General features: G+C 59.0%; 34 protein-coding genes. 17 read left to right on the top strand and 17 right to left on the bottom strand.

Annotated elements, in window-relative coordinates; genetic code table 11:
- Nucleotides 1-173: 173 nt before the first annotated feature.
- Genes CWC48_RS20640 through CWC48_RS20650 form a run of 3 tightly spaced genes read right to left on the bottom strand, consistent with a single transcriptional unit; the run spans nucleotide 174 to nucleotide 2393 of the window.
- Entirely contained in the window at nucleotides 174-1595 is a 1422-nt protein-coding gene (locus CWC48_RS20640; RefSeq protein ID WP_100490188.1) for an MFS transporter, read from the bottom strand.
- Nucleotides 1596-1652: 57 nt separating this feature from the next.
- Nucleotides 1653-1838, bottom strand: coding sequence for a hypothetical protein (locus tag CWC48_RS20645; RefSeq protein WP_100490190.1), 186 nt, complete (start codon nucleotides 1836-1838; stop codon nucleotides 1653-1655).
- A 9-nt stretch (nucleotides 1839-1847) separates the two neighbouring features.
- Nucleotides 1848-2393, bottom strand: coding sequence for a DUF4410 domain-containing protein (locus tag CWC48_RS20650; RefSeq protein WP_100490191.1), 546 nt, complete (start codon nucleotides 2391-2393; stop codon nucleotides 1848-1850).
- A 339-nt stretch (nucleotides 2394-2732) separates the two neighbouring features.
- Between CWC48_RS20650 and CWC48_RS20655 the strand changes: the two genes are divergently transcribed.
- Genes CWC48_RS20655 through pcp form a run of 3 tightly spaced genes read left to right on the top strand, consistent with a single transcriptional unit; the run spans nucleotide 2733 to nucleotide 5045 of the window.
- Nucleotides 2733-3449: a DUF969 domain-containing protein gene (locus CWC48_RS20655; RefSeq protein ID WP_100490192.1), complete on the top strand. Its 717-nt coding sequence runs from the start codon at nucleotides 2733-2735 to the stop codon at nucleotides 3447-3449.
- Complete coding sequence (locus CWC48_RS20660) at nucleotides 3446-4396, top strand: DUF979 domain-containing protein (protein WP_078049409.1); 951 nt, start codon at nucleotides 3446-3448, stop codon at nucleotides 4394-4396. Before CWC48_RS20655 ends, CWC48_RS20660 begins: the two co-directional genes overlap by 4 nt.
- A 7-nt stretch (nucleotides 4397-4403) precedes the next feature.
- Nucleotides 4404-5045, top strand: a complete 642-nt coding sequence (pcp, locus tag CWC48_RS20665; RefSeq protein WP_099492560.1) for a pyroglutamyl-peptidase I — start codon at nucleotides 4404-4406, stop codon at nucleotides 5043-5045.
- Between the two features lie 15 nt (nucleotides 5046-5060).
- Here the strand turns inward: pcp and CWC48_RS20670 are convergent, their stop codons facing one another.
- From CWC48_RS20670 to CWC48_RS20690, 5 genes are all read right to left on the bottom strand, one after another.
- A complete protein-coding gene (locus CWC48_RS20670; RefSeq protein ID WP_100490194.1) occupies nucleotides 5061-5285 on the bottom strand; it encodes a hypothetical protein in 225 nt (74 codons plus the stop codon).
- 124 nt (nucleotides 5286-5409) lie between these two features.
- A complete protein-coding gene (locus CWC48_RS20675) occupies nucleotides 5410-6810 on the bottom strand; it encodes a heavy metal sensor histidine kinase (RefSeq protein WP_078049407.1) in 1401 nt (466 codons plus the stop codon).
- Nucleotides 6807-7478: a heavy metal response regulator transcription factor gene (locus CWC48_RS20680; protein ID WP_010209090.1), complete on the bottom strand. Its 672-nt coding sequence runs from the start codon at nucleotides 7476-7478 to the stop codon at nucleotides 6807-6809. Before CWC48_RS20680 ends, CWC48_RS20675 begins: the two co-directional genes overlap by 4 nt.
- A gap of 42 nt (nucleotides 7479-7520) precedes the next feature.
- A complete protein-coding gene (locus tag CWC48_RS20685) occupies nucleotides 7521-7766 on the bottom strand; it encodes a DUF2790 domain-containing protein (protein WP_025857849.1) in 246 nt (81 codons plus the stop codon).
- Between the two features lie 111 nt (nucleotides 7767-7877).
- A complete protein-coding gene (locus CWC48_RS20690) occupies nucleotides 7878-8648 on the bottom strand; it encodes an alpha/beta fold hydrolase (RefSeq protein WP_078049406.1) in 771 nt (256 codons plus the stop codon).
- 207 nt (nucleotides 8649-8855) lie between these two features.
- On the opposite strand from CWC48_RS20690, the gene CWC48_RS20695 reads away from it, so the two are divergent.
- Nucleotides 8856-9533, top strand: a complete 678-nt coding sequence (locus tag CWC48_RS20695; RefSeq protein ID WP_078049404.1) for an HAD family hydrolase — start codon at nucleotides 8856-8858, stop codon at nucleotides 9531-9533.
- 19 nt (nucleotides 9534-9552) lie between these two features.
- Here the strand turns inward: CWC48_RS20695 and CWC48_RS20700 are convergent, their stop codons facing one another.
- From CWC48_RS20700 to csrA, 3 genes are all read right to left on the bottom strand, one after another.
- Nucleotides 9553-9846: a hypothetical protein gene (locus tag CWC48_RS20700; protein WP_078049402.1), complete on the bottom strand. Its 294-nt coding sequence runs from the start codon at nucleotides 9844-9846 to the stop codon at nucleotides 9553-9555.
- A 94-nt stretch (nucleotides 9847-9940) separates the two neighbouring features.
- Nucleotides 9941-10177 (bottom strand): hypothetical protein, encoded by a 237-nt coding sequence (locus CWC48_RS30580; protein ID WP_099492562.1) that lies wholly within the window; start codon nucleotides 10175-10177, stop codon nucleotides 9941-9943.
- A 210-nt stretch (nucleotides 10178-10387) separates the two neighbouring features.
- Complete coding sequence (gene csrA / locus CWC48_RS20710; RefSeq protein ID WP_003192511.1) at nucleotides 10388-10582, bottom strand: carbon storage regulator CsrA; 195 nt, start codon at nucleotides 10580-10582, stop codon at nucleotides 10388-10390.
- 262 nt (nucleotides 10583-10844) lie between these two features.
- Here csrA and CWC48_RS20715 point away from each other — a divergent pair, with 262 nt between their 5' ends.
- The gene (locus tag CWC48_RS20715; RefSeq protein WP_032864195.1) at nucleotides 10845-11210 is read left to right on the top strand and encodes an SPOR domain-containing protein; all 366 of its coding nucleotides are present in this window, start codon (nucleotides 10845-10847) and stop codon (nucleotides 11208-11210) included.
- Between the two features lie 31 nt (nucleotides 11211-11241).
- Here the strand turns inward: CWC48_RS20715 and CWC48_RS20720 are convergent, their stop codons facing one another.
- The 3 genes from CWC48_RS20720 to CWC48_RS20730 all read right to left on the bottom strand — a co-directional run bounded on the left by CWC48_RS20720 (nucleotide 11242) and on the right by CWC48_RS20730 (nucleotide 13518).
- Nucleotides 11242-11931 (bottom strand): endonuclease, encoded by a 690-nt coding sequence (locus CWC48_RS20720; RefSeq protein ID WP_078049398.1) that lies wholly within the window; start codon nucleotides 11929-11931, stop codon nucleotides 11242-11244.
- A gap of 4 nt (nucleotides 11932-11935) precedes the next feature.
- Nucleotides 11936-12187 (bottom strand): DUF1654 domain-containing protein, encoded by a 252-nt coding sequence (locus CWC48_RS20725; RefSeq protein WP_177409445.1) that lies wholly within the window; start codon nucleotides 12185-12187, stop codon nucleotides 11936-11938.
- A 242-nt stretch (nucleotides 12188-12429) separates the two neighbouring features.
- Nucleotides 12430-13518 carry an asparaginase gene (locus tag CWC48_RS20730; protein ID WP_078049397.1) on the bottom strand — a complete coding sequence of 363 codons (1089 nt, stop codon included), beginning with the start codon at nucleotides 13516-13518 and terminating at the stop codon, nucleotides 12430-12432.
- Between the two features lie 561 nt (nucleotides 13519-14079).
- On the opposite strand from CWC48_RS20730, the gene CWC48_RS20735 reads away from it, so the two are divergent.
- Genes CWC48_RS20735 through CWC48_RS20765 form a run of 7 tightly spaced genes read left to right on the top strand, consistent with a single transcriptional unit; the run spans nucleotide 14080 to nucleotide 21043 of the window.
- Entirely contained in the window at nucleotides 14080-15036 is a 957-nt protein-coding gene (locus CWC48_RS20735) for a sugar ABC transporter substrate-binding protein (protein WP_099492564.1), read from the top strand.
- Nucleotides 15037-15093: 57 nt separating this feature from the next.
- Nucleotides 15094-16647, top strand: coding sequence for a sugar ABC transporter ATP-binding protein (locus CWC48_RS20740; RefSeq protein ID WP_058426259.1), 1554 nt, complete (start codon nucleotides 15094-15096; stop codon nucleotides 16645-16647).
- The gene (locus tag CWC48_RS20745) at nucleotides 16644-17621 is read left to right on the top strand and encodes an ABC transporter permease (RefSeq protein WP_010209107.1); all 978 of its coding nucleotides are present in this window, start codon (nucleotides 16644-16646) and stop codon (nucleotides 17619-17621) included. The genes CWC48_RS20740 and CWC48_RS20745 overlap by 4 nt, the downstream gene beginning before the upstream one ends.
- Before the next feature lie 3 nt (nucleotides 17622-17624).
- Nucleotides 17625-18647 (top strand): LacI family DNA-binding transcriptional regulator, encoded by a 1023-nt coding sequence (locus tag CWC48_RS20750; protein ID WP_078049395.1) that lies wholly within the window; start codon nucleotides 17625-17627, stop codon nucleotides 18645-18647.
- Between the two features lie 23 nt (nucleotides 18648-18670).
- Complete coding sequence (gene rbsK / locus CWC48_RS20755; protein ID WP_100490195.1) at nucleotides 18671-19588, top strand: ribokinase; 918 nt, start codon at nucleotides 18671-18673, stop codon at nucleotides 19586-19588.
- The gene (gene rbsD / locus CWC48_RS20760; protein ID WP_078049393.1) at nucleotides 19585-19989 is read left to right on the top strand and encodes a D-ribose pyranase; all 405 of its coding nucleotides are present in this window, start codon (nucleotides 19585-19587) and stop codon (nucleotides 19987-19989) included. Before rbsK ends, rbsD begins: the two co-directional genes overlap by 4 nt.
- Before the next feature lie 25 nt (nucleotides 19990-20014).
- Complete coding sequence (locus CWC48_RS20765; RefSeq protein WP_078049392.1) at nucleotides 20015-21043, top strand: nucleoside hydrolase; 1029 nt, start codon at nucleotides 20015-20017, stop codon at nucleotides 21041-21043.
- 33 nt (nucleotides 21044-21076) lie between these two features.
- Here CWC48_RS20765 and CWC48_RS20770 read toward each other — a convergent pair whose 3' ends face one another.
- Nucleotides 21077-21289, bottom strand: coding sequence for a hypothetical protein (locus CWC48_RS20770; RefSeq protein ID WP_010209115.1), 213 nt, complete (start codon nucleotides 21287-21289; stop codon nucleotides 21077-21079).
- Nucleotides 21290-21460: 171 nt separating this feature from the next.
- Here CWC48_RS20770 and CWC48_RS20775 point away from each other — a divergent pair, with 171 nt between their 5' ends.
- A complete protein-coding gene (locus CWC48_RS20775; RefSeq protein WP_100490197.1) occupies nucleotides 21461-21769 on the top strand; it encodes a hypothetical protein in 309 nt (102 codons plus the stop codon).
- Between the two features lie 144 nt (nucleotides 21770-21913).
- Nucleotides 21914-22234: an I78 family peptidase inhibitor gene (locus tag CWC48_RS20780; protein ID WP_025857833.1), complete on the top strand. Its 321-nt coding sequence runs from the start codon at nucleotides 21914-21916 to the stop codon at nucleotides 22232-22234.
- A 73-nt stretch (nucleotides 22235-22307) separates the two neighbouring features.
- On the opposite strand, the gene CWC48_RS20785 is transcribed toward CWC48_RS20780, so the two are convergent.
- A complete protein-coding gene (locus CWC48_RS20785) occupies nucleotides 22308-22520 on the bottom strand; it encodes a cold-shock protein (RefSeq protein ID WP_003234260.1) in 213 nt (70 codons plus the stop codon).
- Between the two features lie 289 nt (nucleotides 22521-22809).
- Nucleotides 22810-23124 carry a hypothetical protein gene (locus CWC48_RS20790; protein WP_016978147.1) on the bottom strand — a complete coding sequence of 105 codons (315 nt, stop codon included), beginning with the start codon at nucleotides 23122-23124 and terminating at the stop codon, nucleotides 22810-22812.
- Between the two features lie 367 nt (nucleotides 23125-23491).
- On the opposite strand from CWC48_RS20790, the gene thrS reads away from it, so the two are divergent.
- From thrS to rpmI, 3 genes are read left to right on the top strand one after another with little or no spacing between them, the layout of a single operon-like run.
- Nucleotides 23492-25414, top strand: coding sequence for a threonine--tRNA ligase (gene thrS / locus CWC48_RS20795; protein ID WP_025857830.1), 1923 nt, complete (start codon nucleotides 23492-23494; stop codon nucleotides 25412-25414).
- Nucleotides 25414-25965, top strand: coding sequence for a translation initiation factor IF-3 (infC, locus tag CWC48_RS20800; protein ID WP_169850653.1), 552 nt, complete (start codon nucleotides 25414-25416; stop codon nucleotides 25963-25965). The genes thrS and infC overlap by 1 nt, the downstream gene beginning before the upstream one ends.
- A gap of 60 nt (nucleotides 25966-26025) precedes the next feature.
- Entirely contained in the window at nucleotides 26026-26220 is a 195-nt protein-coding gene (gene rpmI / locus CWC48_RS20805; protein ID WP_002553160.1) for a 50S ribosomal protein L35, read from the top strand.
- Nucleotides 26221-26247 lie beyond the last annotated feature (27 nt).

The raw sequence follows: 26247 nt of genomic DNA on the forward strand, positions 1-26247 counted from the left end.
AAAGGTGGGCCCTTTTTTGTTGTCTGCGATTTGCAAAACTTTTGCAAAACCCCCACCTCAGAACGCCAGTTCGGCGCCCACCTTCAATCTTGGGCGGGCTCTCCGGCAGGGTGTTCGTCAATGTCGAGCACGATAAGAAATCGTCGAACGACGCTCCAACCGGAATGGCTCACTCAGCTTCGCGTCAATACACTTTCCCCCGCCTGCGCCGGCAACCGATACACATCCACCAACGCCAACGCCCCCAGCAACGCCACCCCCACAAACGCCACCCGGAAATCCACAACCTGGGCCTGAACCTCATGCCCTTGCACCGTCATGGATGCGCGCAACAACAACGCGGCCACCGTCACACCCATGCCCATGGCCAGCTGGAACGACATGCTGAACAATGCCGACGCCTCGCTCATGCGTGCTTTGGGCACGTCGGCAAAGCCAATCGAGTTGTAGCAAGTGAACTGCATCGAGCGTGACAGCCCGCCCACGAACAACACCGCTGCAATCACTGCAAACGGTGTCTGCGCCGTAAACAAGGCGCAGGCCGCGATTGACGCCACGCCGATCATGCCATTGACCATGAGCACCTTGCGAAACCCGAAGCGCTGCATGATGGCTGTGGTGAATGGCTTCATCGCCAGGTTGCCGGCGAAGACCGCCAGCACCAACAAGCCGGCATCCACCGGGGACAAGCCGAAGGCAACCTGGAACAGCAGCGGCAACAGGAAGGGGAGTGCGCTGATGGCCAGGCGGAACAGTGAGCCGCCATAGATGCTGACGCGGAAGGTGTTGATGGACAGCGTTTCCAGCGGCAGCAACGAGTCGGAGTAATGCCGGCAATGGTGCACGGCCCAGACCGACAGCAATAGGCCCGCCGCCACCAATCCGGCGCCGGGGATGAGCATTTCGCCGGACTGGCTACCCAGCCATTCCAGCCCACCCAGCAATGCCACGCAGGCGCCCGCGAGCAACACAAAGCCCTTCGCATCGAACTTGCGCACGCTGGCCTCGCGGCCTTCCGGTACCAGCCACAGTGCGGCGGCCAGTGCCAAGGCGCCCAGCGGCAGGTTCACGTAGAAGATCCATGGCCACGAAGCATGGGTCACGATCAACCCACCGGCCAATGGCCCCAGGATCGGCGCCACCAGCCCTGGCCAGGTGATGATCGCGATCATTTTCACCAAGTCTTTTTTGTCGGTATTGCGCAGCACTGCCAGGCGCCCCACCGGCACCATCAGGGCGCCGCCGATGCCCTGCAGGACGCGGGCGAACACGAACATCTCAAGGCTCTGGCTCAGGCCACACAGTAATGAGGCGAGGGTAAAGGCGATGATCGCGCCGGCAAATACCCGGCGCGCTCCAAATCGGTCAGCGACCCAGCTGGACAGTGGGATGAAGATCGCCACGGCGAGAATGTAGGCGGTGATGCCGATGTTCATGTCGACCGGCGTCACCCCGAAGGCCGATGCCATGGTCGGCAGGGCGGTGGCGATCACCGTCGCATCGAGGTTTTCCATGAAGAAGGTCACGGCGACCACCAGGGCAATCAAGCGGGTTTTTACGCTGAGGTCGGTGTCGGGTGTTGTGGAAGAAGTCACCGGTGCAGGCCCTTGTTCAATGAAGGTCGCTTGGGCTGACGATACCGGGCGGCAGCCTTAGCCGCTACCGCCAAGAAAAAACTGCAGCAGCGCCAGTTCAACGACCGCCACCAGCAGCAAAAACATCACGAACCCCAATGAGAACACGCGTTTTCGCCGCGGTGGTGTGTAGTCGCCCGCGAACTCAAGCAGCTTGAACACGACGTCGATGAGCTTCCAGATACATTCGAGGAGTTCGCTCACAGCGGCGGTTTACTTGGCCTTTGCACTCTTGATATCGCTGATCATCTGCTTGGCAATCGCCTGCACCTGCTTCTGAGTCATGGCCGAGGCAATGCCTTCCCAGGCGGAGGATGACGTGTCGTAGGTGCGCGAGCCAATCGGGGCGCCGGATTTCAGGTCGGAATAGTCGGCGCGGGAGAACACCCAGGCGTTGCCGACCAATGCACCGGCGACATAGCGTGAACCCGGCTCGATGTAGCGGAACTTGCTCACATTAATGTTAATGCCGACGCCGTCTTCACCACTCGGCGCCACTGCGGGGCTTTCGGTGACATTGAAGCCGGCCTGGCGAGCTTCGACCTGCAGCGCGTTGTTCCAGTCACGCTTGAGCAGGTTCCAGTCCGGGTTTTGCTCGACCTGTCCTTCGCCCTTGATGCTGACCACGAGGTTGTGTTTCGCGGATTCCGGGATCGCCAGTGCGGCGCTGCCGCCACTTTTTACCTTGGCGGCGCAACCGCCCAGCATGGACAACGCAACGGCGCAGGAGAGGGCGATCAGGACCTTTTGGGTTTTCATTGAATTTCCATATCCGCAACAGTAATCGGGAGGGGTGTAATGATTTGAGGTGCGTGCCTGATAAACAGGCGGCGCTAAGATGCGCGAATCCCTGCCGGTCTGTCCACATCTCGTTACATGCGCGGTGTGGCATCACCGACAAAATTTATTGGTTCGCAGCAACAATTTTTCTTGTTGGACACCTCCCGCTCCCAGGCAGCAAAGTTGCCGCCACTGACGCTCGACCTTTCGGGTCAACAATAAAAAACCGAGCCGACTGCACGCCACTTCTTGCTGTGAACCCTTTGTTCACATCCTGCTGTAATGGCGCCGCAGCGCGCACTTAAGGACCTCACCGCCATGCAAACTGTTGTGAACTTATGGCCGTTGATCGGCGTACTTGTGATCGTGGTTGGCTTTGTCTTGCGCTTCAACCCTTTGCTGGTGGTGACCGCCGCCGCTATAGCCACCGGGTTTGCCGCTCATTTCCCGCTGGAAACAATCCTCGCCACCATGGGCGATGGCTTCCTTCAAACCCGTGCCCTGCAATTGATTCTATTATTGCCCCTGGCGGTCATCGGCCTGCTGGAGCGTCACGGGCTGCGCCTGCATGCGCAGAACTGGATTGCGCGGTTCGAGCGCGCCACGGTAGGGCGTTTGTTGATCATCTATCTGTTTGTGCGCGAATCCACGGCCGCCATGGGCTTGACCAGCCTGGGTGGGCACCCGCAGATGGTGCGTCCACTGCTGGCACCGATGGCCGAAGGCGCGGCGGAGAAACGCTACGGCAAGCTGCCAGACAAGTTGCGTCACAAGGTGTTGGCCATGTGCGCCGCGACGGACAACGTCGGGCTGTTTTTTGGTGAAGACATTTTTGTCGCCTTTGGCGCGATCGCGCTGATGCACACCTTCCTGCTCGGTTCGGGCATTGATGTGGAGCCACTGCACATTGCGGTGTGGGGGATTCCGACAGCGATCTGCGCCTTCATCATCCACGCCATCCGCCTGCATCGGTTCGACCGAAGGCTCACCCGTGAGATGACGACTGCCGCCACCCCGGTGGAGGCCGCGCAATGATTATTTCCATTCAATACCTTTACTGGCTGGCCGGGGTTCTGCTGCTGATCACGGCAGGCATGATCGTGATGGACCGGACCCATCCCAAGCGCTGGTCCACGGCACTGTTCTGGCTGTTGTTCGCCATTCCATTCCTGATCGGCGAGCGTCTGCCCTCAGTGGCCATCGGCGCTGGTGTCGTGGTGATGGCGTTGATCGCCGGCATGGGCGGTGTTGGCCGTGGCAAACATGCCGAACTGCATGACAAGGCATCCCGTGCCAGTGCCGGCCGCCTGGGTCATAAGCTGTTTATCCCGGCGCTGGCCATTCCCCTGACCACCGTGATCGGCTCGGTATTGCTCAAACACACCGAGATCGGCGGCGTCCCGCTGCTGGACCCGAAAAACACCACCTTTGTGTCCCTGGGCATCGGCTGCCTGATCGCCCTGGGCCTGGCTTGCTGGCTGACCCGTGATACGCCGGTACAGGCCTTGCGTGAGTCCCGTCGCCTGACTGAAGCGCTTGGCTGGGCCATGGTGCTTCCGCAGATGCTGGCAATGCTGGGTTTGCTGTTTAACGAAGCCGGGGTCGGCACGGCTGTCGCGCATGTCACCACCACTTATATCAACCTGGATTACAAGTTGGTGGCAGTGATGGTCTACGTGCTGGGCATGGCGTTGTTTACGGTGATCATGGGGAATGGCTTCGCGGCGTTCCCGGTGATGACCGGCGGCGTCGGCGTGCCGGTGCTGGTCGGTATCTACGGCGGTAATCCGGCGGTGATGGCGGCGATCGGCATGTTCTCCGGCTACTGCGGTACCCTGATGACCCCGATGGCCGCCAACTTCAATATCGTGCCGGCGGCGTTGCTCGAGCTGCCGGACAAGAACGCAGTGATCAAGGCTCAGCTGCCAACTGCGTTGATGATGCTGGTGGTCAATATTGTGCTGCTTTACCTGCTGATGTGAGGCCAGGATGCAAATCATACTGCTGACGGGGTTTGAACCCTTTGATCAAGACCCGGTGAACCCGTCCTGGGAAGCGGTGCGCCAACTGGACGGCGTGCCACTGGGCGTCGATGCGCAGATTGTTGCGCGCCGCCTGCCTTGTGCATTTGCCACCGCTGGCGAGCGCCTGAGTCAGTTGATCGACGAGCTGCGCCCAGCGATGGTGATCGCCACTGGCCTGGGGCCAGGGCGTAGCGATATCTCAGTCGAACGGGTGGCGATCAATATCAACGATGCACGCATCCCCGATAACCTCGGCGAGCAGCCAATCGATACGGCAGTGGTGGCTGGCGGCCCGGCGGCGTATTTCACGACGCTGCCGATCAAGGCGATGGTCAAGGCCGTGCGCGAAGCGGGAATCGCGGCCTCGGTATCGCAGACGGCAGGGACGTTCGTGTGTAATCAGATTTTTTATCTGTTGCAGCATGCGCTTGCAGGGTCTGGGATACGCAGTGGGTTTATCCACGTACCGCTTTTGCCGGAACAGGTGGCGGGAGCACAGCGGCCCTCGATGGCGCTGGATACGATGGTCGCGGGATTGCAGACGGCTGTACTGACGGCGTGGCATACACCGGTGGACACGAAAGAAGCGGGCGGGCAAGTCAGCTGACCGGCCCGACGCTTCTCAAATTGCAAACAGTCGAGTGAGCCCGAAGGTGATGGCGCAGGCCAGGCCTGTCATTGCGAAGGCAGTGGCCACGTACCACTTGATAAGGTTCAGTTCAGTGGTTGCGAGGTCTGCCTTGGACGCGAAGTGCTTATCCATGGCGTCTGCCTTGCTCGAAACGGTGATCAGCTTCTCATTCATTTCAACCAGCCCCTTTTCCAGTAAACCTAAACGTATTTCCATTTCCGAATCTCCATTTGTCGACGGTTGCCGGCTCTGCCTTGAGCCCCTTGGAAATGAGAATAGTGTGGCTTCAGTCCAACCGTAAGCGACAAACCTTTGCAAAATAACACTGGGCGTTCGCCGTTCAGTTTTCGCGTTTCGGAAAGTACAGCTCAAAACACGTCACCCCCGCATCACTGCTCACGCTGTAACGGCCGTTATGCAGTTGCATGATGGTCGCCACGATCGACAAGCCCAACCCATTGGACTGCGCCGAACGTTCCCGTGACTCATCCACCCGGTAAAACCGTTCGAACAGTCGCGGCAGGTGCTCGGCGGCGATGGTTTCGCCTCGATTGCTGACTCTCAGGTAAATGCCTTCGGCACTTGGAATCGCCCGGATCTCCAGTGTTGTCCCCGGCGCACCATATTTGACGGCGTTGGCGCACAGGTTCGCCAGCGCCCTGCGCAGCAGCATCGGTTCCGCCCAGATCACGCCGTCACCTTCGGCCTGAATGCTGATGTCCACATCACCCGCCAAACCCTCGAAGTACTCGGCGATGCGTTCCACCTCGTCCGCTGCGCTGAGTTCCTGGCGCTGGCGCAGGGCGCTGGCCGGGTCGGTTCGGGCCAGGAACAGCATGTTGTCGAGCATCCGCGCCAGGCGCTCAAGTTCTTCAACGTTGGACGCCAGCAGTTGCTGATAGCTCTCGATGCTGCGGTTCTGTTGCAGGGCGACCTGGGTTTCCCCCAGCAGGTTATTGATGGGCGTACGCAGCTCGTGGGCCATGTCGGTGGACACCTGGCCCAGTTGCACAAAGCCCTTGGCCAGCCGCTCAAGCATGGTGTTGAACGAATCAATCATCGGCAGCAGCTCTTTCGGCGCGCCGTGGCTGTCGAGGCGTTCGGCAAGGTTGCCGACACCAATGCCCTGGGCATGCCTTGCCAGGCGGCGAAGCGGTAACAGCCCACGATGGACGAACAAGTAACCCACCACGGCCAGGATGATGGCGGCAATGCTCGCCAGGATATAAACGCTCAAGCGATAGCTGGCGAGCACGGCGGTGCGCTCGGTCATCAGGCGCCCCGTAGTCACTTGCAGGCTGCCCAGGTCACCGGAGTCGATGGACGCGGCCACGGTGGCGAGAGGTACGCCATTGATGCCGGGAAAATGGTGCACGTCGGCGAACGTCAGTTCATGGTGTTTGGGGACCGGCGGCACGGCAGGCAGTTCGATATTGCCGGGGTTGACCGTCAGCAATGGCTTCTGTCCTGGCGCGGCGATGCTCAGCACCGATTCGCGGTTGCCCAGCATGTTCTGGAACAGTTCCGGCTTGGTCTTGATCAGGTCCAGGGTGTTGCTGTCATTGAGCAAGTTGCGCAACTGATCGATGCGGTAGATCAACGCCGCGTCGTCACGCATGATCAATTCCCGCTCCAGCTCGCGATACAGTGCCACACCGAGGGTCGCCAGCAAGGCGAAGGCGAGCAGGGCGAAGATCAACGCCAGGCGCAGGGTCAGGGAGTAATGGCGAGGTTTGCTCATGGCTGGGTATCGAAGCGGTAGCCGATGCCGCGCACGCTGTGGATCAGTTTGAGCTGGAAAGGATCGTCGATTTTCAAGCGCAGTCGCCGCACGGCTACGTCCACCACGTTAGTGTCGCTGTCGAAGTTCATGTCCCACACCCGCGACGCGATCAGCGAGCGGGAGAGCACCTGGTCCTGATGAGTCGCGAACAGATGCAACAGGGCGAACTCTTTGTTGGTCAGGGTGATGCGGGTGCCGGCGCGGGTGACACGGCGCTTCAGTACATCGATTTGCAGGTCGGCGATTTGCAGTTGTTCCTCGTCCCGGCTCGGGCCGCGACGGGTCAGGGTACGCAAGCGTGCCACCAGTTCGGCGAAGGAAAACGGCTTGATCAGGTAATCATCGGCCCCCAGTTCCAGGCCCTTGATGCGGTCGGCAATGTCGTCGCGGGCCGTCAGGAAAAGCACCGGCGTATCGGCTTCCTTGCGCAGGCGGCGCAGCACTTCCCAGCCGTCCATTTTGGGCATCATCACGTCCAGCACGATCACGTCGAACGGCGTTTCCAGGGCTTGGTGCAAGCCGTCCACGCCGTCGCGGGCGAGGCTGACGGAGTAGCCCAATTCCTGCAGGCCATTGAGCAGGTAATTGCCTGCCTTGGGTTCGTCTTCGACTACGAGAATGTTCATGGGAAGTGCCCTGTTTCAATGCGTGGCGCAAGTGTAGCCCGATCAATTGTCACTGGCGCAACCAATGCCCTGGACCTGGTAGTCCAGCACGTGTTCGCGGCCCTGGCTGTCCAGGTAGTCGAGTCGTGCCGGGACGATGCCGCATTGACCGTAGGTGTCGGTGCTCGACAGCACTTTGGCCACATCCAGGTGTACGAAAAAGCCGGTCTTGTCGTGGATCACAGGTTCAGCAGCAAACACGGAACCGGTCGCGAGCAAAGCGGCAAAGCCGAGGATAAACAGTTTCATGGTGGTATCTCTCTTAAAGGGTTGGCTGCCAGGTCGTGGCAGTGAGTTCACAGTAACCAGGCTCCCCGAACAGCCAACCAACAGGATGATGACAAATGTGTAATGCAGGACTCAGGGCTGACGGCCAGAGGCTTCGAGGATCAGGTCGGTGATTTCCTTGGCGTGGGACACCAGCGACAAGTGGCTCGAAGGCAGCTCGATGGTGGTGGCGTTCATGCGCTTGGCGAGGAAGCGCTCCAGGTCCGGGTTGATGGTCTGGTCATTTGCCGACACCGCGTACCAGGACGGCTTGGTGTGCCACGCGGCATTGACGGTGCGGCCGCTGAACAGGGTCTTGGTGATGGGTTGCTGCACGGCGTAGAGCTCGAGGGCCTTGGCGCGTGGTACATCGGCGGCAAAGTACTTGAGGAAGGCGTCCTGGCTCAGGGTGAGGTAGCCGCCGTGGTCTTCGACACCGGCGCGCACCGGCATGGTCGGGTACTTGGCCGAGAGCGCGACGAAGTCTTCGTTGGCGTCCGGTGCACGCGCGGCGACGTACACCAGGGCGCTGACCTTGGGGTTGACCCCGGCGTCGCTGACCACGGTGCCGGCATAGGAATGGCCAACCAGCACCGTGGGGCCATCTTGTTGGTCAAGCACACGGTTGGTGGCGGCGACATCGTCGGCCACCGAGGTCAGGGGGTTCTGCACGGCCGTGACGTGCAGGCCAGCGGCCTGGAGACGGGTGATCACCTCGGACCAGCTTGAACCGTCAGCCCAGGAACCGTGCACCAGCACCACGTTATTGGCTTTGACCGGCGTGACGGTGCTCGCCATGGCGGTGCCGGTACCCAGCATCAACAGGCTGGCGGCGATCAGGCAGAGTTTACTTGCAGGTTTCATGGGTGGACCCTTTTCATCAGTAGGAAGTAGCGTCATCCGATGTGGGTGACTGACGACTCCACTGTATGAAGTGAGGGTGCCGGCAAGACTTACAGCTTGATTACAAACCTGTAATGCAATCGCTGTCGGTAGCGTTTACAAGCAGCGAGGTGATCCGTAGATTGCATCGGGCCGATTATTTATTACAGCCCACGAGGAAGCCACGCAGTGTCCATCCGAGGTTCAGCCGTATTCAAGCGCCATTACCGTGCCTTTTTGTTTGATATGGATGGGACGTTGCTCAACTCCATCGCCGCCGCCGAGCGGGTATGGAGCATTTGGGCCGAACGCCACGGCCTGAATGTGGCGGCGTTCTTGAAGACCATTCACGGTGCCCGCGCGATCGATACCATCACGCGCCAGGCATTGCCCGGCGTCGATCCCGAGGTGGAGGCGCAATGGATTACCGAGGCTGAGCTCAATGATGTCGAGGGTGTTGTCGCGATTCCCGGTGCCGTCGATTTTCTGAACAGCCTGCCGGGCGACCAATGGGCGCTGGTCACGTCGGCACCCAGGGAACTGGCGTTGCGTCGACTGCAAGCGGCGGGCATTGCGCCGCCGGCGGTGCTGGTGACGGCAGAAGACGTTGCCATCGGCAAGCCGAACCCCGCGTGTTACGTGCTGGGCGCGCAACGCCTGGGCGTGCCGGTGCAGGAGTGCCTGGTGTTTGAAGATGCGGCGGTGGGTATTCGTGCGGGGGAGGCCGCCGGGGCGGACGTAATGGTGGTGACGTCGACGCATCACACGCCGATGGAGACCGAGCATCCTACGATTGCCGGGTACGCACACCTGAACGTACAGCGCGACGCGCAAGGCTTGTTGTGCGTGCAGAACCGAGCGGGCTGATACAAGAAGGCCGAGTTCCTTATCGGTCTCGGCCTTGTTCGGCGTTGGCTGGGGTGGTGGGCTGCATTCGATCATTGCGCATGCCCTGGCGTGACATCACCATTTCCCTGAGGATCTCATTGGCCAGCCGAGCAATGGCTTCCGGCCCGCGATAATGCGCGCGCACGATTCCCGTAATTGCGAAGTGGTCGGTTTCCGGGCCGCTGAGTACGGCTGAAAGGGTCCCGTCGGCGTGCAGGGTGCAGGTCACTTTATAGCTTGGCAGGCGGGCTGCCAGAGCAGATTCGATTTGGGATTTACTCAGGGTATCCATCTGTATCGGCGCCTTTGACTGGTCATGCATGTCCAAGCATAGGTCCTGCTGTGGCGCTGTAAATACCGGTTATCTGATAGCGAAACGCGTGGTATCAGCGTGCCGCTCGCTGGCTCAATCGACGCAGCACAGCTTTCTGGATAGGTTGGAGACAGAATAGGAACAGGTACCCGCAAAGCAGCAGCGCCAGGTCCAGCCAGGAATGGTCGGTAGCCTCAGCGCCCTCTATTGCATACCTCAAGCCATAAGCCAGCCCCATGAAGACCAGGCCTATCAATAAGGCGATCATCCATGACCTGTAGGCAAGTGGCGGTGTGGTCTTAGGCCTCATCAACGTGCTCCTGAATGCACACGGATAGCTGAGTGTCAGTCAAGAGATTCGGCCGTGTATGAAACAACAAGTTCCAGGCGTGAAGACAGTTTCATCTTTCCATGAAGATGTACTGGGGGGAGCGTCCGTCACGCAACAACGACAAGAACAGTCTGAAGGAGTTTTCGCCAGCCGTTACCGTGAACGAAAGGGCTGGCTACTGAGGGGGCTTCAAGGTGTCTGGTTTTTGTCCGGAGCAGTCAAGCCAGCCTGGATACGCTGGTAGATTTCCTCGCGATGCACGGCAACATCCTTGGGTGCGTTGATGCCGATTCGTACTTGCTGGCCGCTGACGCCCAGGATGGTGATCGTGATGTCATCACCGATGTTTATGCTTTCACCAACTTTGCGGGTGAGTATAAGCATGGACTTCTCCTTGATTACTTTTAAGGACACATGTTTCAGACAGGGCAGGTGTCGGATGTGTGTAGCTTACTGCTAAGCGCTTCCCTGTGACTGCCTCTTTTAGGACGCATAGAGGCGACATTAATTCCCATGGCGGCATCATACAGGTCTGCGATACATGATTCGCATTGTTTAAGCCAACGTTTATGACGGCCAGAATAGACAGTGAATGATAAAGTCGCCTCTTTATCTTTGAAGGAGCAGGGCAGTGCGTAAAGTAGCGATGGCAATTGCGGTGTTGGCATTGGCCGGTTGCGGTGAAGGCAAAAGCGTCGATGCGCCGAAGGCCAAGCCTGCCGTGACTGAAAGCCAGCCTCAAACCGGCGCAATTGCCGCCCAGGAATGGGATATCCGGGTAGGCCCGCCCGACCACAAGCTGCAGGCAATCACCGACCTCACGGCCTGGTTGCTGGAACATGGTTTCAATTTTTATATCGTGAAGATGGACGGCAAGGATGAAGTCCTGCTGGGGCCGTTCGCATCCAAGGCGGAGGCCGAGGCCAAGCAGACGCTGCTTAACGAGAAGATGGCCCGGGCGAAGAAAACTGACACGGTGTCAGAGATCATTGAGCACAAGGCCGCCCAGTAATAGCCTGGCGGGGCGCGAGCCCCGCACACATTCAACCGCAGGCTTTAAGGTTCACCGGGCCGACAAATTCATTGCCGCGCCCCATCACACACGCCACGGTCTGGTTGCGCTGGCGTTCCCAGGCCTGCACCGGGTAGGTCTTGTTCCAGGCTTCGTACAACTGGCGATCCTGTTTTGACAGGCGTAAGCCGTACTGCTTGCTCATGTAGAAATACGTGCGGGCGATCATTCCCCGGATGGATGGGCGTGGCATCACCTTCTTGGCTTTGAAGTCCACCTGGGTCAGGCATGAGCCGTACTGCCCGCGTTGCACTGGCAGCCAGCCAAAACTGAAGTTGTTACGGTCCCCGTTGACCTCGCCGATGCTCGGCACCAGGTTGTGCAGGTCGGCTTCGGCACGCTTGAACACATCATCGTGGCGCGTGCAGTTCTTGCGCCCGCCATCTTGCCAGCACTGGCGCTGATGCCCGATCTGCCAGGCCGGTACAATGTGCTCCCATTCAATGCGCGCAGCGCGGTTGGCGTTTTTGCGCGGGATGTAGCCGCAGGCTTTCAAGTCCACGCGGTTGCCGGTGTATTTGCAGCCGCAATAGAACTCGGTGGATTGCGGGGCGTAGAGCTTCCAGGCAACTTTCTTGGCTTCGCTGAACGTTCGGGGTGCCTGGGCGTGGGCGGTAACGGCAAAAAACAGGCAGCACACAGCGATAAAACGGACACTCATTAAATCAATCTTCCTTCGGTACAACCCAGAAAATCTGCACACCGCCGTCGTCCCGATAGGCGAGGGTGACGTTATCGTTCTCCGCGATTTCTTCCAGCAAACGCGCCCACTCATCCTCTGGTTCATCCGGCAAACGGAAGATCAAGGCTGCCTTGGCTTTCTGGGCATGGGTCGAGTTGATGATCTTTTGCACGCGGATGGCCAGGCGTTCATAGGCATCGGGCGGGGTTGGCACTGCGGAAGAGGACTTTGCCACGGAGTATTCCTTAATAAGCTGTACGCACATACAGTATTTAACTGTAGGCGATTTCGCAACTGCTTAAACTTCAGGAAGTTCGTCTGACAGCAATTCAGGCAATTTTGTAGGGGCGGGGGAGGGGAGTTGTAGGTGCAAGCGTGCTCGCGAGAGGCTTGAGGGCGATGGGTTAAACCAGACGCGCCGCATCATCGTTAACGACCTTCGCGAGCAAGCTCGCACCTACGGGGAAAAACTAGGGATCAATATTCCCAGAAAATCCGTTGCAGCTCTTTGCTGTCCTGGGTCTTGGTCATGGCGACCATGGCCAGGATGCGGGCTTTCTGCGGGTTCAGGTCAAGTGCAGCGACCCAATCGTATTTGTCGTCAGGCTGTTCGGCGTTGCGCAGGACCATACCGCCGGCATTCACGTGGGAAGAGCGAATGATCTGTACGCCTTGCTTACGCAGTTCCACCAGGGCAGGTACGACTTTGGAGGACACGGAGCCGTTGCCGGTACCAGCGTGGATGATGGCTTTGGCGCCGGCTTGAGCCAGGGCCTTGTAGGCGGTGTCGCTTACGTTGCCGTAGCCATAGGCGATCTCGACATCCGGCAGGCTCTTGATGTTCTTGATATCGAATTCCGAATCCATGGTGTGACGCTTGGCAGGCAGGCGGAACCAGTAGGATTTGCCTTCAACCACCATGCCCAGTGGGCCCCATGGGCTCTTGAACGCTTCGGTCTTGATATTGATCATCTTGCTGACGTCGCGACCCGACTGGATCTCGTCGTTCATGGTGACCAGCACGCCCTTGCCGCGTGCATCCTTGCTGCCGGCCACTGCCACAGCGTTGTACAGGTTGAGCATGCCGTCAGCCGACATGGCGGTGCCTGGGCGCATGGAACCGACCACCACGATCGGCTTATCGGTCTTCTCCACCAGGTTCAGGAAGTAGGCAGTTTCTTCCAGGGTGTCGGTGCCGTGGGTGATCACGATGCCGTCCACATCCTTGCTGTCGGCCAGTTCGGCGACGCGGCGACCCAGTTGCAGCAGGTTTTCATTGTTGATGCTTTCGGACGCAATTTGCATCACTTGCTCGCCACGCACATTGGCGATCTGGCTAAGCTCAGGAACACCGGCGATCAATTGCTCGATGCCGACTTTGGCGGCCTGGTAGGTGGCACTGTTGGCCGCGCTGGCGCCAGCGCCGGCAATGGTGCCGCCCGTGGCAAGGATCACGACGTTGGACAGTTTAGTCTTGGTTTCAGCTTCCTTTGCCTGGGCGGCAAGGGGGAACAGCAGCAGGAGGGCTAACGCGCCCGGAACAAAAGTCTTCAGTGCAGATTTCATTATTTTTCTCTCTGGTTTTTGATGAGTGCTGTAGCAGGTTCATCTAGAACACCCGGGCGGTTCTGAATGCCACGAGGTGATGGAGTAGAGCAGGATCTATACCAGGCTGATCGTATTCGCGGTTAGAAAATAAATTACTGATTTATAACAATTTATATTGTTTTTTGTGGGTGGCCGGTCGTGCAGGTGTCCGGCTTTCCGAACATCTGGCTGTATTGTGTTCGGATGTCCGAAAAAAGTGGCGCCAGGGGCTTGGAGATTGGCCGAGTGACACGGCGTTGCCTGTCGTTTTAGAGAACGACTGGCAGGGGGGGATGTTTAATACGCCACTTTGCCAGGCGAGGGGGAGGGTTGGATAGCGTGGATGAAAGGCTGTTTTCAACCGTTGACAAATCTCGACAAGGTTCTCATAGTTTGACTAACGCAAACGTTTGCGAGATGTCTCACGGAACACGCCTGGAGTATCGTGACAGCTCGTATCAGCCACCCGGGTGGGAAGGCTGCCGAAGCGCTCTTCGGTGCAAGCGTTGCTCACAATAATCATAAGATCGGAGTGAACCCATGAAGCTGCCATTTGCTGGACGTCTTCTTGCTGTCGCTGTGCTTGCCGCCGCATCCGCTGCCCTGCCTCTCTCCTCTGCATTTGCCGATGATGCCGCCAAACCCAAGGTCGGCCTGGTCATGAAATCCCTCGCCAACGAATTCTTTGTCACCATGCAAGACGGTGCCAAGAAGTACCAGAAAGAACACGCCGCCGATTTCGACATGATCACTAACGGGATCAAGAACGAAACCGATACGAGCGCACAGATCGACATTGTCAACCAGATGATCCTCGCCAAGGTCAACGCCATCGTCATCGCACCTGCCGACTCCAAGGCGCTGGTCACCGTGCTGAAGAAAGCCTCGGACGCCGGCATCAAGGTCGTCAACATCGACAACCGCCTGGACCCGGATGTGCTCAAGAGCAAGAACCTCGATATTCCGTTCGTAGGCCCGGACAACCGCAAAGGCTCCAAGCTGGTGGGCGACTACCTGGCCAAGCAACTGGCCTCGGGTGACAAGGTTGGCATCATCGAAGGTGTGCCGACGACCACCAACGCCCAGCAACGTACCGCAGGCTACAAGGATGCGATGGACGCTGCCGGCATGAAGATCGTTTCCACTCAGTCCGGCAACTGGGAAATCGACCAGGGCCAGAAAGTGGCATCCGCCATGCTGAGCGAGTACCCGGACCTCAAGGCGCTGTTGGCCGGTAACGACAACATGGCCCTGGGCGCGGTCTCCGCCGTGCGTGCGGCCGGCAAGGCTGGCAAGGTGCTGGTCGTAGGCTACGACAACATCGAAGCCATCAAGCCGATGCTGCAGGACGGCCGTGTACTGGCGACCGCCGACCAGGCGGCTGCCCAGCAAGCCGTGTTCGGTATCCAGAACGCGCTCAAGCTGGTCAAGGGTGAGAAAGTCGATGCCAAAGATGGCGTGATCGAAACCCCGGTCGAACTCGTCCTCAAGAAGTAATCCTGGCAGCACCCAACAGCGCCCGCTCGTCCTGAGCGGGCGCCTGGAGATTTTCCTATGTCATCTTCCGCCCCGAACGCTGTCCTCTCGGTCAGCGGTATCGGCAAGACCTATGCCCAGCCGGTTCTGTCCGACATCACCCTGACGCTCAATCGCGGGGAAGTGCTGGCGCTGACCGGTGAGAACGGTGCAGGCAAAAGTACCTTGTCGAAGATCATCGGCGGGCTGGTCACACCGACCACCGGGCACATGCAGTTCAATGGCCAGGATTTCCGCCCTGGCAGCCGCACCCAGGCCGAAGAGCTGGGCGTGCGCATGGTCATGCAGGAGCTCAACCTGCTGCCGACCCTGACCGTCGCCGAGAACCTGTTCCTGGACAACCTGCCCAGCCACTGTGGCTGGATTAGCCGAAAGCAACTGCGCAAGGCCGCGATCGAGGCCATGGCCCAGGTCGGCCTGGACGCCATCGACCCCGATACGCTGGTTGGCAGCCTGGGTATTGGTCATCAGCAGATGGTCGAAATCGCCCGCAACCTGATCGGCGATTGTCACGTACTGATCCTCGACGAACCCACGGCCATGCTCACGGCGCGTGAAGTCGAGATGCTGTTTGAACAAATCACCCGCCTGCAGGCCCGGGGCGTGGCGATCATTTATATTTCGCACCGGCTGGAAGAGCTGGCCCGTGTTGCCCAACGTATTGCGGTACTGCGCGACGGCAAGCTGGTCTGTGTCGAGCCGATGGCCAACTACAACAGCGAGCAACTGGTCACCTTGATGGTCGGTCGCGAGCTGGGCGAACACATCGACCTGGGCCCGCGCTCCATTGGTGGTCCAGCCCTGACGGTAAAAGGCCTCACTCGCTCGGACAAGGTCCGCGATGTGTCCTTCGAGGTGCGCGCGGGCGAGATCTACGGTATCTCCGGCCTGATCGGTGCGGGGCGTACTGAGTTGTTGCGGCTGATCTTTGGCGCCGACCTGGCCGACAGCGGTACTGTGGCGCTTGGTTCGCCAGCCCAGGTCGTGAGCATCCGCTCGCCCGTGGACGCGGTAGGCCATGGCATTGCCCTGATCACCGAAGACCGCAAGGGTGAAGGTCTGTTGCTGACCCAGTCCATCAGCGCCAACATTGCCCTGGGTAATATGCCGGAGATCTCCGGCGGTGGCGTGGTCAACAGCCGCGACGAAACCGCCCTGGCCAAGCGTCAGATCGACGCCATGCGCATCCGCAGTTCCAGTCCGGCGCAGTTGGTTTCCGAATTGTCCGGCGGCAACCAGCAGAAGGTGGTGATTGGCCGCTGGCTGGAGCGCGACTGCTCGGTGATGCTGTTCGATGAGCCAACCCGCGGCATCGACGTGGGTGCCAAGTTCGATATTTATGCCTTGCTGGGCGAGTTGACCCGCCAGGGCAAAGCGCTGGTGGTGGTGTCCAGTGATCTGCGTGAACTCATGCTGATCTGCGACCGCATCGGTGTGTTGTCCGCCGGGCGCTTGATCGAGACGTTCGAGCGCGACAGCTGGACCCAAGACGAATTGCTCGCCGCCGCCTTCGCCGGCTATCAGAAACGTGATGCGCTGCTCAACGACGCAGTGCTTAGGGATACCCCATGAAAACCACAACTTCCCCCGGCAAGACTGGCGGCAACTTCTACGGCCTGGGCACCTACCTGGGCTTGGCGGGTGCTCTGCTGGCGATGATTGCGCTGTTCTCGGTGCTCAGCGATCACTTCCTGTCCTATGACACCTTCAGCACCCTCGCCAACCAGATACCGGACTTGATGGTGCTGGCGGTGGGCATGACCTTCATCCTGATCATCGGCGGAATCGATCTGTCGGTGGGCTCGGTGCTGGCACTGGCAGCGTCGGCGGTCAGCGTAGCGATTCTCGGCTGGGGCTGGAGCGTATTGCCGGCGGCCGTGCTGGGCATGGGCTGCGCGGCATTGGCCGGTACCATCACCGGCTCGATCACCGTGGCCTGGCGCATTCCATCGTTTATCGTGTCCCTGGGCGTGCTGGAAATGGCCCGTGGCGTGGCGTACCAAATGACCGGCTCGCGTACCGCTTACATCGGTGATTCGTTTGCCTGGCTGTCCAACCCGATTGCCTTTGGTATCTCGCCGTCATTCATCATCGCCTTGCTGGTGATCATCGCCGCGCAGCTGGTATTGACCCGCACTGTGTTTGGTCGTTACCTGATTGGTATCGGCACCAACGAAGAGGCCGTGCGCTTGGCCGGGATCAATCCCAAGCCCTACAAGATCCTGGTGTTCAGCCTCATGGGCCTGCTGGCCGGTGTGGCCGCGCTGTTCCAGATCTCGCGCCTGGAAGCGGCGGACCCGAACGCCGGTTCCGGCCTGGAACTGCAAGTGATTGCAGCCGTGGTGATCGGCGGCACCAGCCTGATGGGCGGGCGCGGCTCGGTGATCAGTACCTTTTTTGGTGTGTTGATTATTTCGGTATTGGCGGCTGGCCTGGCGCAGATCGGTGCCACGGAACCCACGAAACGCATCATCACGGGTGCCGTGATCGTGATCGCCGTGGTCCTCGATACCTACCGCAGCCAGCGCGCCAGTCGGCGAGGCTGAACCATGGCAACGATCAAGGATGTGGCAGCGCTTGCAGGTATTTCCTACACGACGGTGTCCCATGTGGTGAACAAGACGCGCCCGGTCAGTGAACCGGTGCGCATCAAGGTTGAGGCGGCGATCAAGCAACTCGACTACGTGCCCAGTGCCGTCGCGCGTTCGCTCAAGGCCAAGACTACGGCCACCATCGGTCTGCTGGTGCCCAACAGCCTCAACCCGTATTTTGCGGAACTGGCCCGCGGCATCGAGGATTACTGCGAGCGTAACGGTTACTGCGTGATCCTCTGCAACTCCGACGACAACGCTGAAAAGCAGCGCAGCTATTTGCGCGTATTGCTGGAAAAGCGCATCGACGGCTTGATCGTGACCTCGGTCGGCGGCGACGACAGCGGCCTTGCCGCTGGCTTGAGCGCGGTACGCACGCCCATGGTGATCGTCGACCGGGCGCTGGATGGTATTGATGTGGACCTGGTGCGTATCGATCACGAGGAGGGCGCCTACCTGGCGACCCGGCACTTGCTCGAACTCGGTCATCGCGACATTGCTTGCATCGGCGGACCTGCCCATACCCGTGTCGCGCAAATGCGTCTGGCGGGGTATCACCGCGCATTACGCGAGGCGGGCGTGGAAGTGGCAGCCAATCGCATCCAGGAAAGCGACTTCACCAGCACCGGCGGGTATGCCGCCGCAGTGCAGCTGCTGGCGCACAACCCGCCGAGTGCCATTTTTGCCAGCAACGACATGATTGGTTTCGGTGTGTTGCGCGCCGCAGCAGAGCGCAATATCCGTGTGCCGGGAGAGCTCTCGGTGATCGGTTTCGATGACATTCAAATGGGCCGTTACGTCTACCCGGCGTTGACCACGGTCGGGCAGTCGATCGTGCAGTTGGGCGAGACGGCGGCCGAACTTTTACTGCGAAGAATTGCGACACCCCAACTGCCGATCGATCAACGCATCGTGACGCCGAGCATCGTATTGCGTGAGTCGACGGCGCCTGTCGCCGGTACGTTCGCCCAATACCGCTGAACCGAATTGATGAGTACTGATGTATGCCAGCAAAAGTAGTGGTAGTAGGCAGCTTGAACATGGACCTGGTGACTCGCGCGAGCCGGTTGCCGCGTGCCGGTGAAACCTTGATCGGGCAGACGTTCTCCACCGTGCCCGGCGGCAAGGGCGCGAACCAGGCGGTAGCCTCCGCACGCCTGGGTGCCGATGTGTCGATGATTGGCTGTGTCGGTACCGATGCCTACGGCACCCAATTGCGTGACGCGTTGACGGTGGAGGGCATCGATTGCCAGGCCGTCAGTACCGTGGACGGTTCCAGTGGCGTGGCCCTGATCGTGGTCGATGACAGCAGCCAGAACGCGATTGTGATTGTGGCAGGCAGTAACGGCGAACTGACACCTGCCTCGTTGCAGGCGTTTGACGTGGTGCTGCAAGCGGCTGACGTGATCGTTTGCCAGTTGGAAGTGCCGATGAATACGGTGGGCTACGCCCTCAAGCGCGGTCGTGAGCTGGGCAAGACGGTGATCCTCAACCCGGCACCGGCCAGCGCACCGTTGCCGGCTGAGTGGTATGCCTCGATCGACTACCTGATCCCCAATGAAAGCGAGGCCACCGCACTGAGTGGCGTGACGGTCGACTCCATTGACAGCGCCAAGGCGGCGGCGACCCAACTGATCCAGGCGGGCGCCGGCAAAGTCATCATCACCCTGGGGGCTCAAGGCGCGTTGTTCACTGACGGCCAGGTCTTTGAGCACCTGCTGGCGCCAAAGGTCAAGGCGGTCGACACCACGGCCGCGGGCGACACCTTCGTCGGCGGCTTTGCGGCGGCACTGGCCAATGGCAAAAGCGAGGCCGAGGCCATCCGTTTTGGCCAGGTCGCGGCGGCGCTGTCAGTCACCCGTGCCGGCGCGCAACCCTCTATTCCAACGCTGCACGACGTACAAGGTTTTGTGCCCTCATGAAAAAGACACCTCTGCTCAATATCGCCCTGTCGCGTGTCATCGCCTCGCTTGGGCATGGTGACATCCTGGTGATCGGCGACGCTGGCCTGCCAGTCCCGCCGGGCGTCGAATTGATCGACCTGGCGTTGACCCAGGGTATCCCGGACTTCATCAGCACCTTGCGTATCGTACTCAGCGAAATGCAGGTGGAGCGACACGTGCTGGCAGAAGAGATCCTGCTCAAGCAACCACCGGCGCTGGCCGAGCTCAATACGCTCACAGAGCAGGCGGCCCTCGGTGAGCGGCGCCTGGTCAGTCATGAGGAGTTCAAGCAGCTCAGCCACAAGGCACGCGCCGTGGTGCGCACCGGCGAATGCCAGCCTTACTGCAATATCGCGCTGGTGTCCGGCGTAACGTTCTAGCGTTCTCAACGACAAGGAGTGTTTTATGCAATATGGTCTTCCCACCCTGAAAAACCTGTTTCGGAGTGTTCTGCTTTTGTCCGCACTCACTGCTGCAAGCGCCCAGGCGGCGGAAAAAATCGACCTGATCATCGACACCGACCCAGGCGCCGATGATGTGGTGGCGCTGCTGTTTGCCATGGCCTCTCCGGAGGAACTGAACATTCGTGCGCTGACCACCGTCGCCGGCAACGTGCGCCTGGACAAGACTTCCCGCAATGCACGCCTGGCCCGCGAGTGGGCAGGGCGCGAGGACATCCCGGTGTACGCGGGTGCGCCGGCGCCACTGCTGCGCACGCCGATCTATGCCGAGAATATCCATGGCAAGGAAGGTATTTCCGGCGTCACCGTGCATGAGCCGAAAAAGGGCTTGGCTGAAGGTAATGCCGTTGATTACCTGATCAAGACCCTCACCACCGCCAAGCCTCACAGCATCACTATCGCCATGCTCGGTCCGCAGACCAACCTGGCACTGGCGCTGACCCAGGCACCGGAAATCACCCAGGGCATCAAGGAAGTGGTGGTGATGGGCGGCGCGCACTTCAATGGCGGCAATATCACACCGGTGGCGGAGTTCAACCTGTTCGCCGACCCGGTTGCGGCTGAGATTGTGCTCAAGAGCGGTGTCAAGCTGACCTACCTGCCGCTGGACGTGACCCACAAGGTACTGACCAGCGAGGCCCGCCTGAAAAAGATCGCCGACCTCAAGAACAACGCAAGCAAGGTTGTTGGCGATATCCTCAATGAATACGTCAAGGGCGACATGGAGCACTACGGTATTCCAGGCGGTCCTGTGCATGACGCTACCGTCGTTGCTTACCTGCTCAAGCCATCGCTGTTCAGCGGCCGTGAAGTCAACGTGGTGGTGGACAGCCGTGAAGGCCCGACCTTCGGCCAGACCATCGTCGACTGGTACGATGGCCTGAAACAACCGAAGAATGCGTTCTGGGTAGAAAACGGTGATGCCCAAGGCTTCTTCGATCTGCTGACCGAGCGCCTGGCGCGCCTGAAGTAACGTGTTGACCGGTCGGCGTTCGCCGGCCGGTTCTTATTCGCGCTCGGGGTCGTGTGCGCCCATGTGATCGGCCGGATATTTCTCGAATATCTGGCCGATGAACGCTTGTGCCGCTTGTGTACCTAGCTCCTTGACCAGCAGGTCGATACCAATGATCGCCAATTCCTCTGGGCTTCCAGGGCTGTAGGAGCTCTGTCCTTGGGGCCACTTGGCTTTGATGTCGGCTTGGAGCGTTACGGTGGTCATGACTGTCTCGCGGGGCTGAAAGTACTGGGCAATGCGCTGGAACGCGGTTCTTACCGGCCCAGTTAACCATTTTGTATCGGGTTTGGCACTGATACTTAGGCATGAGGCGATTCGGAATGACGGCGGCGCTGTGCGACACTGTCCGCCTGTTTAATTGCCGGGGAACGCCACGTGCAGATCGACTTGAACAACCCCGAGAACCTGACGCTGGCGAATGTGCGCCAGCTTCTCGCCAGTGCCAGTGACGACGAACATGCCCAACTGCGGGTGACCAAGGCCGGGATCGCCTACATCTCCTCACGGAGGGTCGTGGGTGGCGTGGACATCGACGGGCTGCTGTTTCGCCTGGAGACCTGGGCCAAGGGGTCCGGGTACGTAGGCAATGTGGCCGCCAGCGACGAAGTCTGGGTGACGCAGATTTTCAATGCGCTGAAGGAAAACTGGCCGAAGCCGGCGTTCGACTACATCGACATCTACTGAATACATTCATATCTGGTCACGATTGACCGGGCGAATGCCTGCCGAGAGTCAGGCAGACTTGCCAAGCGGCGGTTTACGTCTTGAAACCAATCCGCCCAATCGCTGTCGCACGATCTCTGTCCATTTTTTATCATAGGAGGCTTCATGCCTTGGAAGCTCGCATCATTCGGTACTTTGTTGGCAGCACTCGCGTTGGCGGGTTGCAGCACCCCGGGTGCCTCTGAGCCAGCCAAAGACGCCGCCGTGGCCGATGCCGGTCATAGCCGCTGTGAGTCGAAGGCCGCCGAATTCACGATCGGCCAGAAAGCTTCGCCCCAGTTGCTGGAGCAGGCACGCACCCGTGCCGGTGCGCAGAACGCACGCATCCTCAAGCCCAACGACATGATTACCCTGGAATACCGCTCCGACCGCCTGAACCTGAACACCGATGACAACCTAGTGATCACGCGGGTCAACTGCGGCTAAGTCATTCAAGGCTTTTGCAGTGCCCATAAAAAACCCCGTCACATGGACGGGGTTTTTTTAGCTCAGCGGAGAATTACTCGCCGCGAACCTGTGCAGCTTGCATACCCTTTTGGCCTTTCTCAGCCACGAAGGAAACGGTTTGGCCTTCTTTCAGGCTTTTGAAACCGTCGCTTTCGATAGCTTTGAAGTGTACGAACAGGTCGTCACCGCCACCTTGAGGAGTGATGAAGCCGAAGCCTTTTTCATCGTTGAACCATTTAACGGTGCCGGTTTGGCGATTAGACATGGTGTATCTCCAAGAAACATATATTTTCAGTAGTGCTGTGCTGCTCAGGCCAACTGGGCACACCGGGCTATCATAGTCGAAATGTTCGGCTTGGGAGCCCCCCCAAGGCATTGTTTGCTAATCAATAGCGTTGCGTTTAGTACCGTTTTCGGCTGGAAGCCCCGATCTACGGGGCTTTGGCTCGAAATATCAACTGGTAAAAAAAGCCGTAAAAGCTGCGTAATTTGTGAGAAATGGCAGTTTTCGGGCTGTTTTACCCGTGAAAAAGCCGTGTGATCAGTGGCAGATCTTACTTTTTCTTCACGACTTTGCAGGACGAAATAGCCGCGACAGCTTTGTTTTTAAGCTCCGGGCTGGCGTTCTGGTTGGTCATGAGCTCTTTGATTTCGGCGGTGCTCAATTCAGCGTTGATCTTGTCGGCGCCACATTCGCAGTGGGCTTTGGCAGTTTTGACGTCTACGTTCTGGCTGGCAGCTGCGCTGCAATCGCTGACGAAGCTGTCGCGAGCACCGGCTGGCCAGTTCGACGGGGCTGCTGCCTGCGCGCCGAGGGAAAGGAGGGTCAGGGAAGCGGCGAGAGCGAGGGTAGAGGTAAAACGCATCATGAGGATGCTCCTTTGGGTCGAGGACGAACGGCGATTCTCAGTGGGTTTGAGGCATTGCGTACAGCTCAAGTTCACTTTTGCAGCTATAAAGGCCGGATTTTGTCGTTACGCAAGATAGCAGCGCCGCGATGACCGTTCATCTGTGCTAGCATCTTGCGCTTGGCTATCTCCAGGCGTGCCAATTGCCGCCTTGCCAGGTTCTTTTTAGCTCACTCCAGTCACTCTGGTTCGATTATCGGTTGGCCGAAAGGCTCCTGCCGCTGTAAGGCAGGCGTTCATCACTGAACGGCCTGGTGTTGGATCTTGTACTGGCTCATCCCAACCCACGTGACCTTTGGTAGGGGTCACCACTAGGAGAGGAGGCGCCATGCCAACTATTACTCTTCCCGACGGCAGTCAACGTTCATTCGATCATTCGGTTTCCGTAGCCGAGGTCGCCGCATCCATTGGTGCAGGCCTGGCCAAGGCCACCGTGGCCGGCAAGGTCGACGGCAAGCTCGTCGACGCCAGCGACCTGATTACCAGCGACGCCAGCCTGCAAATCATCACGCCCAAGGATCAAGAGGGGCTGGAGATCATTCGCCACTCTTGCGCGCACCTGATTGGCCATGCGGTCAAGCAGCTGTACCCCACCGCGAAGATGGTAATCGGCCCGGTCATTGAAGAAGGCTTCTATTACGACATCGCCTACGAGCGTCCTTTTACCCCGGACGACCTGGCTGCCATTGAGCAGCGCATGCACGCGCTGATCGAAAAAGATTACGACGTGATCAAGAAAGTCACGCCGCGCGCCGAAGTGATCGACGTGTTCACCGCCCGTGGCGAAGACTACAAGCTGCGCCTGGTGGAAGACATGCCGGACGAGCAGGCCATGGGCCTGTACTACCACGAAGAATACGTCGACATGTGCCGTGGCCCGCACGTGCCGAACACGCGCTTCCTCAAATCGTTCAAGCTGACCAAGCTGTCCGGCGCCTACTGGCGTGGCGATGCGAAAAACGAGCAACTGCAGCGAATCTACGGCACTGCGTGGGCTGACAAGAAGCAGTTGGCGGCCTACATCCAGCGTATCGAAGAAGCCGAGAAACGCGACCATCGCAAGATCGGCAAGCGCCTGAACCTGTTCCACCTCCAGGAAGAAGCACCGGGCATGGTGTTCTGGCACCCGAACGGCTGGACCCTGTACCAAGTGCTCGAGCAGTACATGCGCAAGGTTCAACGCGAAAACGGCTACCTGGAGATAAAGACGCCTCAGGTCGTTGACCGCAGCCTGTGGGAGAAATCCGGGCACTGGGCCAACTACGCCGACAACATGTTCACCACCCAGTCGGAAAACCGCGACTACGCCATCAAGCCGATGAACTGCCCATGTCACGTGCAGGTGTTCAACCAAGGCCTGAAGAGCTACCGCGAGTTGCCAATGCGCCTGGCCGAGTTCGGTGCCTGTCACCGTAACGAGCCATCGGGTGCGCTGCATGGCATCATGCGCGTGCGTGGCTTCACCCAGGACGACGCCCACATCTTCTGCACCGAAGAGCAGATGCAGGCTGAATCCGCCGCGTTCATCAAGCTGACCATGGATGTTTACCGCGATTTCGGCTTTACCGAAGTCGAAATGAAACTGTCCACTCGTCCGGAAAAACGCGTCGGCTCCGACGAGCTGTGGGACCGCGCCGAAGCTGCACTGGCTGCAGCGCTGGACAGTGCGGGGCTTGCGTACGACCTGCAACCGGGTGAGGGCGCGTTCTACGGTCCGAAGATCGAGTTCTCGTTGAAAGATTGCCTTGGCCGCGTCTGGCAGTGTGGTACCCTGCAGCTCGATTTTAACCTGCCGATCCGTCTGGGAGCCGAATACGTCTCCGAAGACAACAGCCGTAAACACCCGGTTATGCTGCACCGGGCGATCCTCGGCTCGTTCGAACGGTTCGTCGGGATCCTGATCGAGCACTACGAGGGTGCATTCCCTGCGTGGCTGGCTCCGACCCAGGCAGTGATCATGAATATCACTGATAAACAGGCAGATTTTGCCGCTGAAGTTGAAAAAACACTCAACGAAAGCGGATTTCGTGCCAAGTCCGACTTGAGAAATGAAAAGATCGGCTTTAAAATCCGCGAGCATACTTTGCTCAAGGTTCCCTATCTTTTGGTTATCGGAGATCGGGAAGTCGAGATGCAGACTGTCGCTGTGCGTACTCGTGAAGGTGCTGACCTGGGCTCGATGCCCGTCGCCCAGTTCGCTGAGTTCCTCGCGCAAGCGGTTTCCCGGCGTGGTCGCCCAGATTCGGAGTAATTATTATTAAGCGTGAAATGAGACAAGATAAACGAGCTGCACCGAAAGCCCCGATCAACGAGAATATCTCGGCACGCGAGGTTCGGTTAATTGGCGCTGACGGCGAGCAGATTGGCATCGTCTCGATTGATGAAGCGCTTCGTATCGCTGAAGAGTCCAAATTGGACCTGGTGGAAATCTCCGCCGACGCAGTCCCGCCTGTTTGCCGGGTGATGGACTACGGCAAGTCGATCTTCGAAAAGAAGAAGCAGATTGCTGCGGCGAAGAAGAACCAGAAGCAGATTCAAGTAAAAGAAATCAAGTTTCGTCCAGGGACGGAGGAAGGGGATTACCAGGTAAAACTGCGCAACCTGGTACGTTTCCTGAGTGATGGGGACAGGGCCAAGGTATCCTTGCGATTCCGCGGCCGTGAGATGGCCCACCAGGAGCTGGGGATGGAACTCCTCAAGCGGGTTGAAGCTGACCTGCTCGAGTACGGTTCCGTCGAACAGCATCCTAAGATGGAAGGACGCCAGCTGATCATGGTCATCGCCCCGAAAAAGAAGAAGTAATCAACAGGGCACGGCAGGCCTTCTGATTATGTTTATCAACTGAATGCGGAGTATCCGAACATGCCAAAGATGAAGACTAAAAGTGGTGCTGCTAAGCGGTTTCTGAAAACTGCTAACGGTATCAAGCACAAGCACGCTTTCAAGAGCCACATCCTGACCAAAATGTCGACCAAGCGTAAGCGTCAACTGCGCGGTAGCAGCTTGCTGCATCCGTCTGACGTGGCAAAAGTCGAGCGCATGCTGCGCCTTCGTTAATTTTTGGATCAAGAATAGAGGAAGTAA

It is taken from the genome of Pseudomonas sp. S10E 269 (assembly GCF_002798465.1).
GTDB classification, from domain to species: domain Bacteria; phylum Pseudomonadota; class Gammaproteobacteria; order Pseudomonadales; family Pseudomonadaceae; genus Aquipseudomonas; species Aquipseudomonas pergaminensis.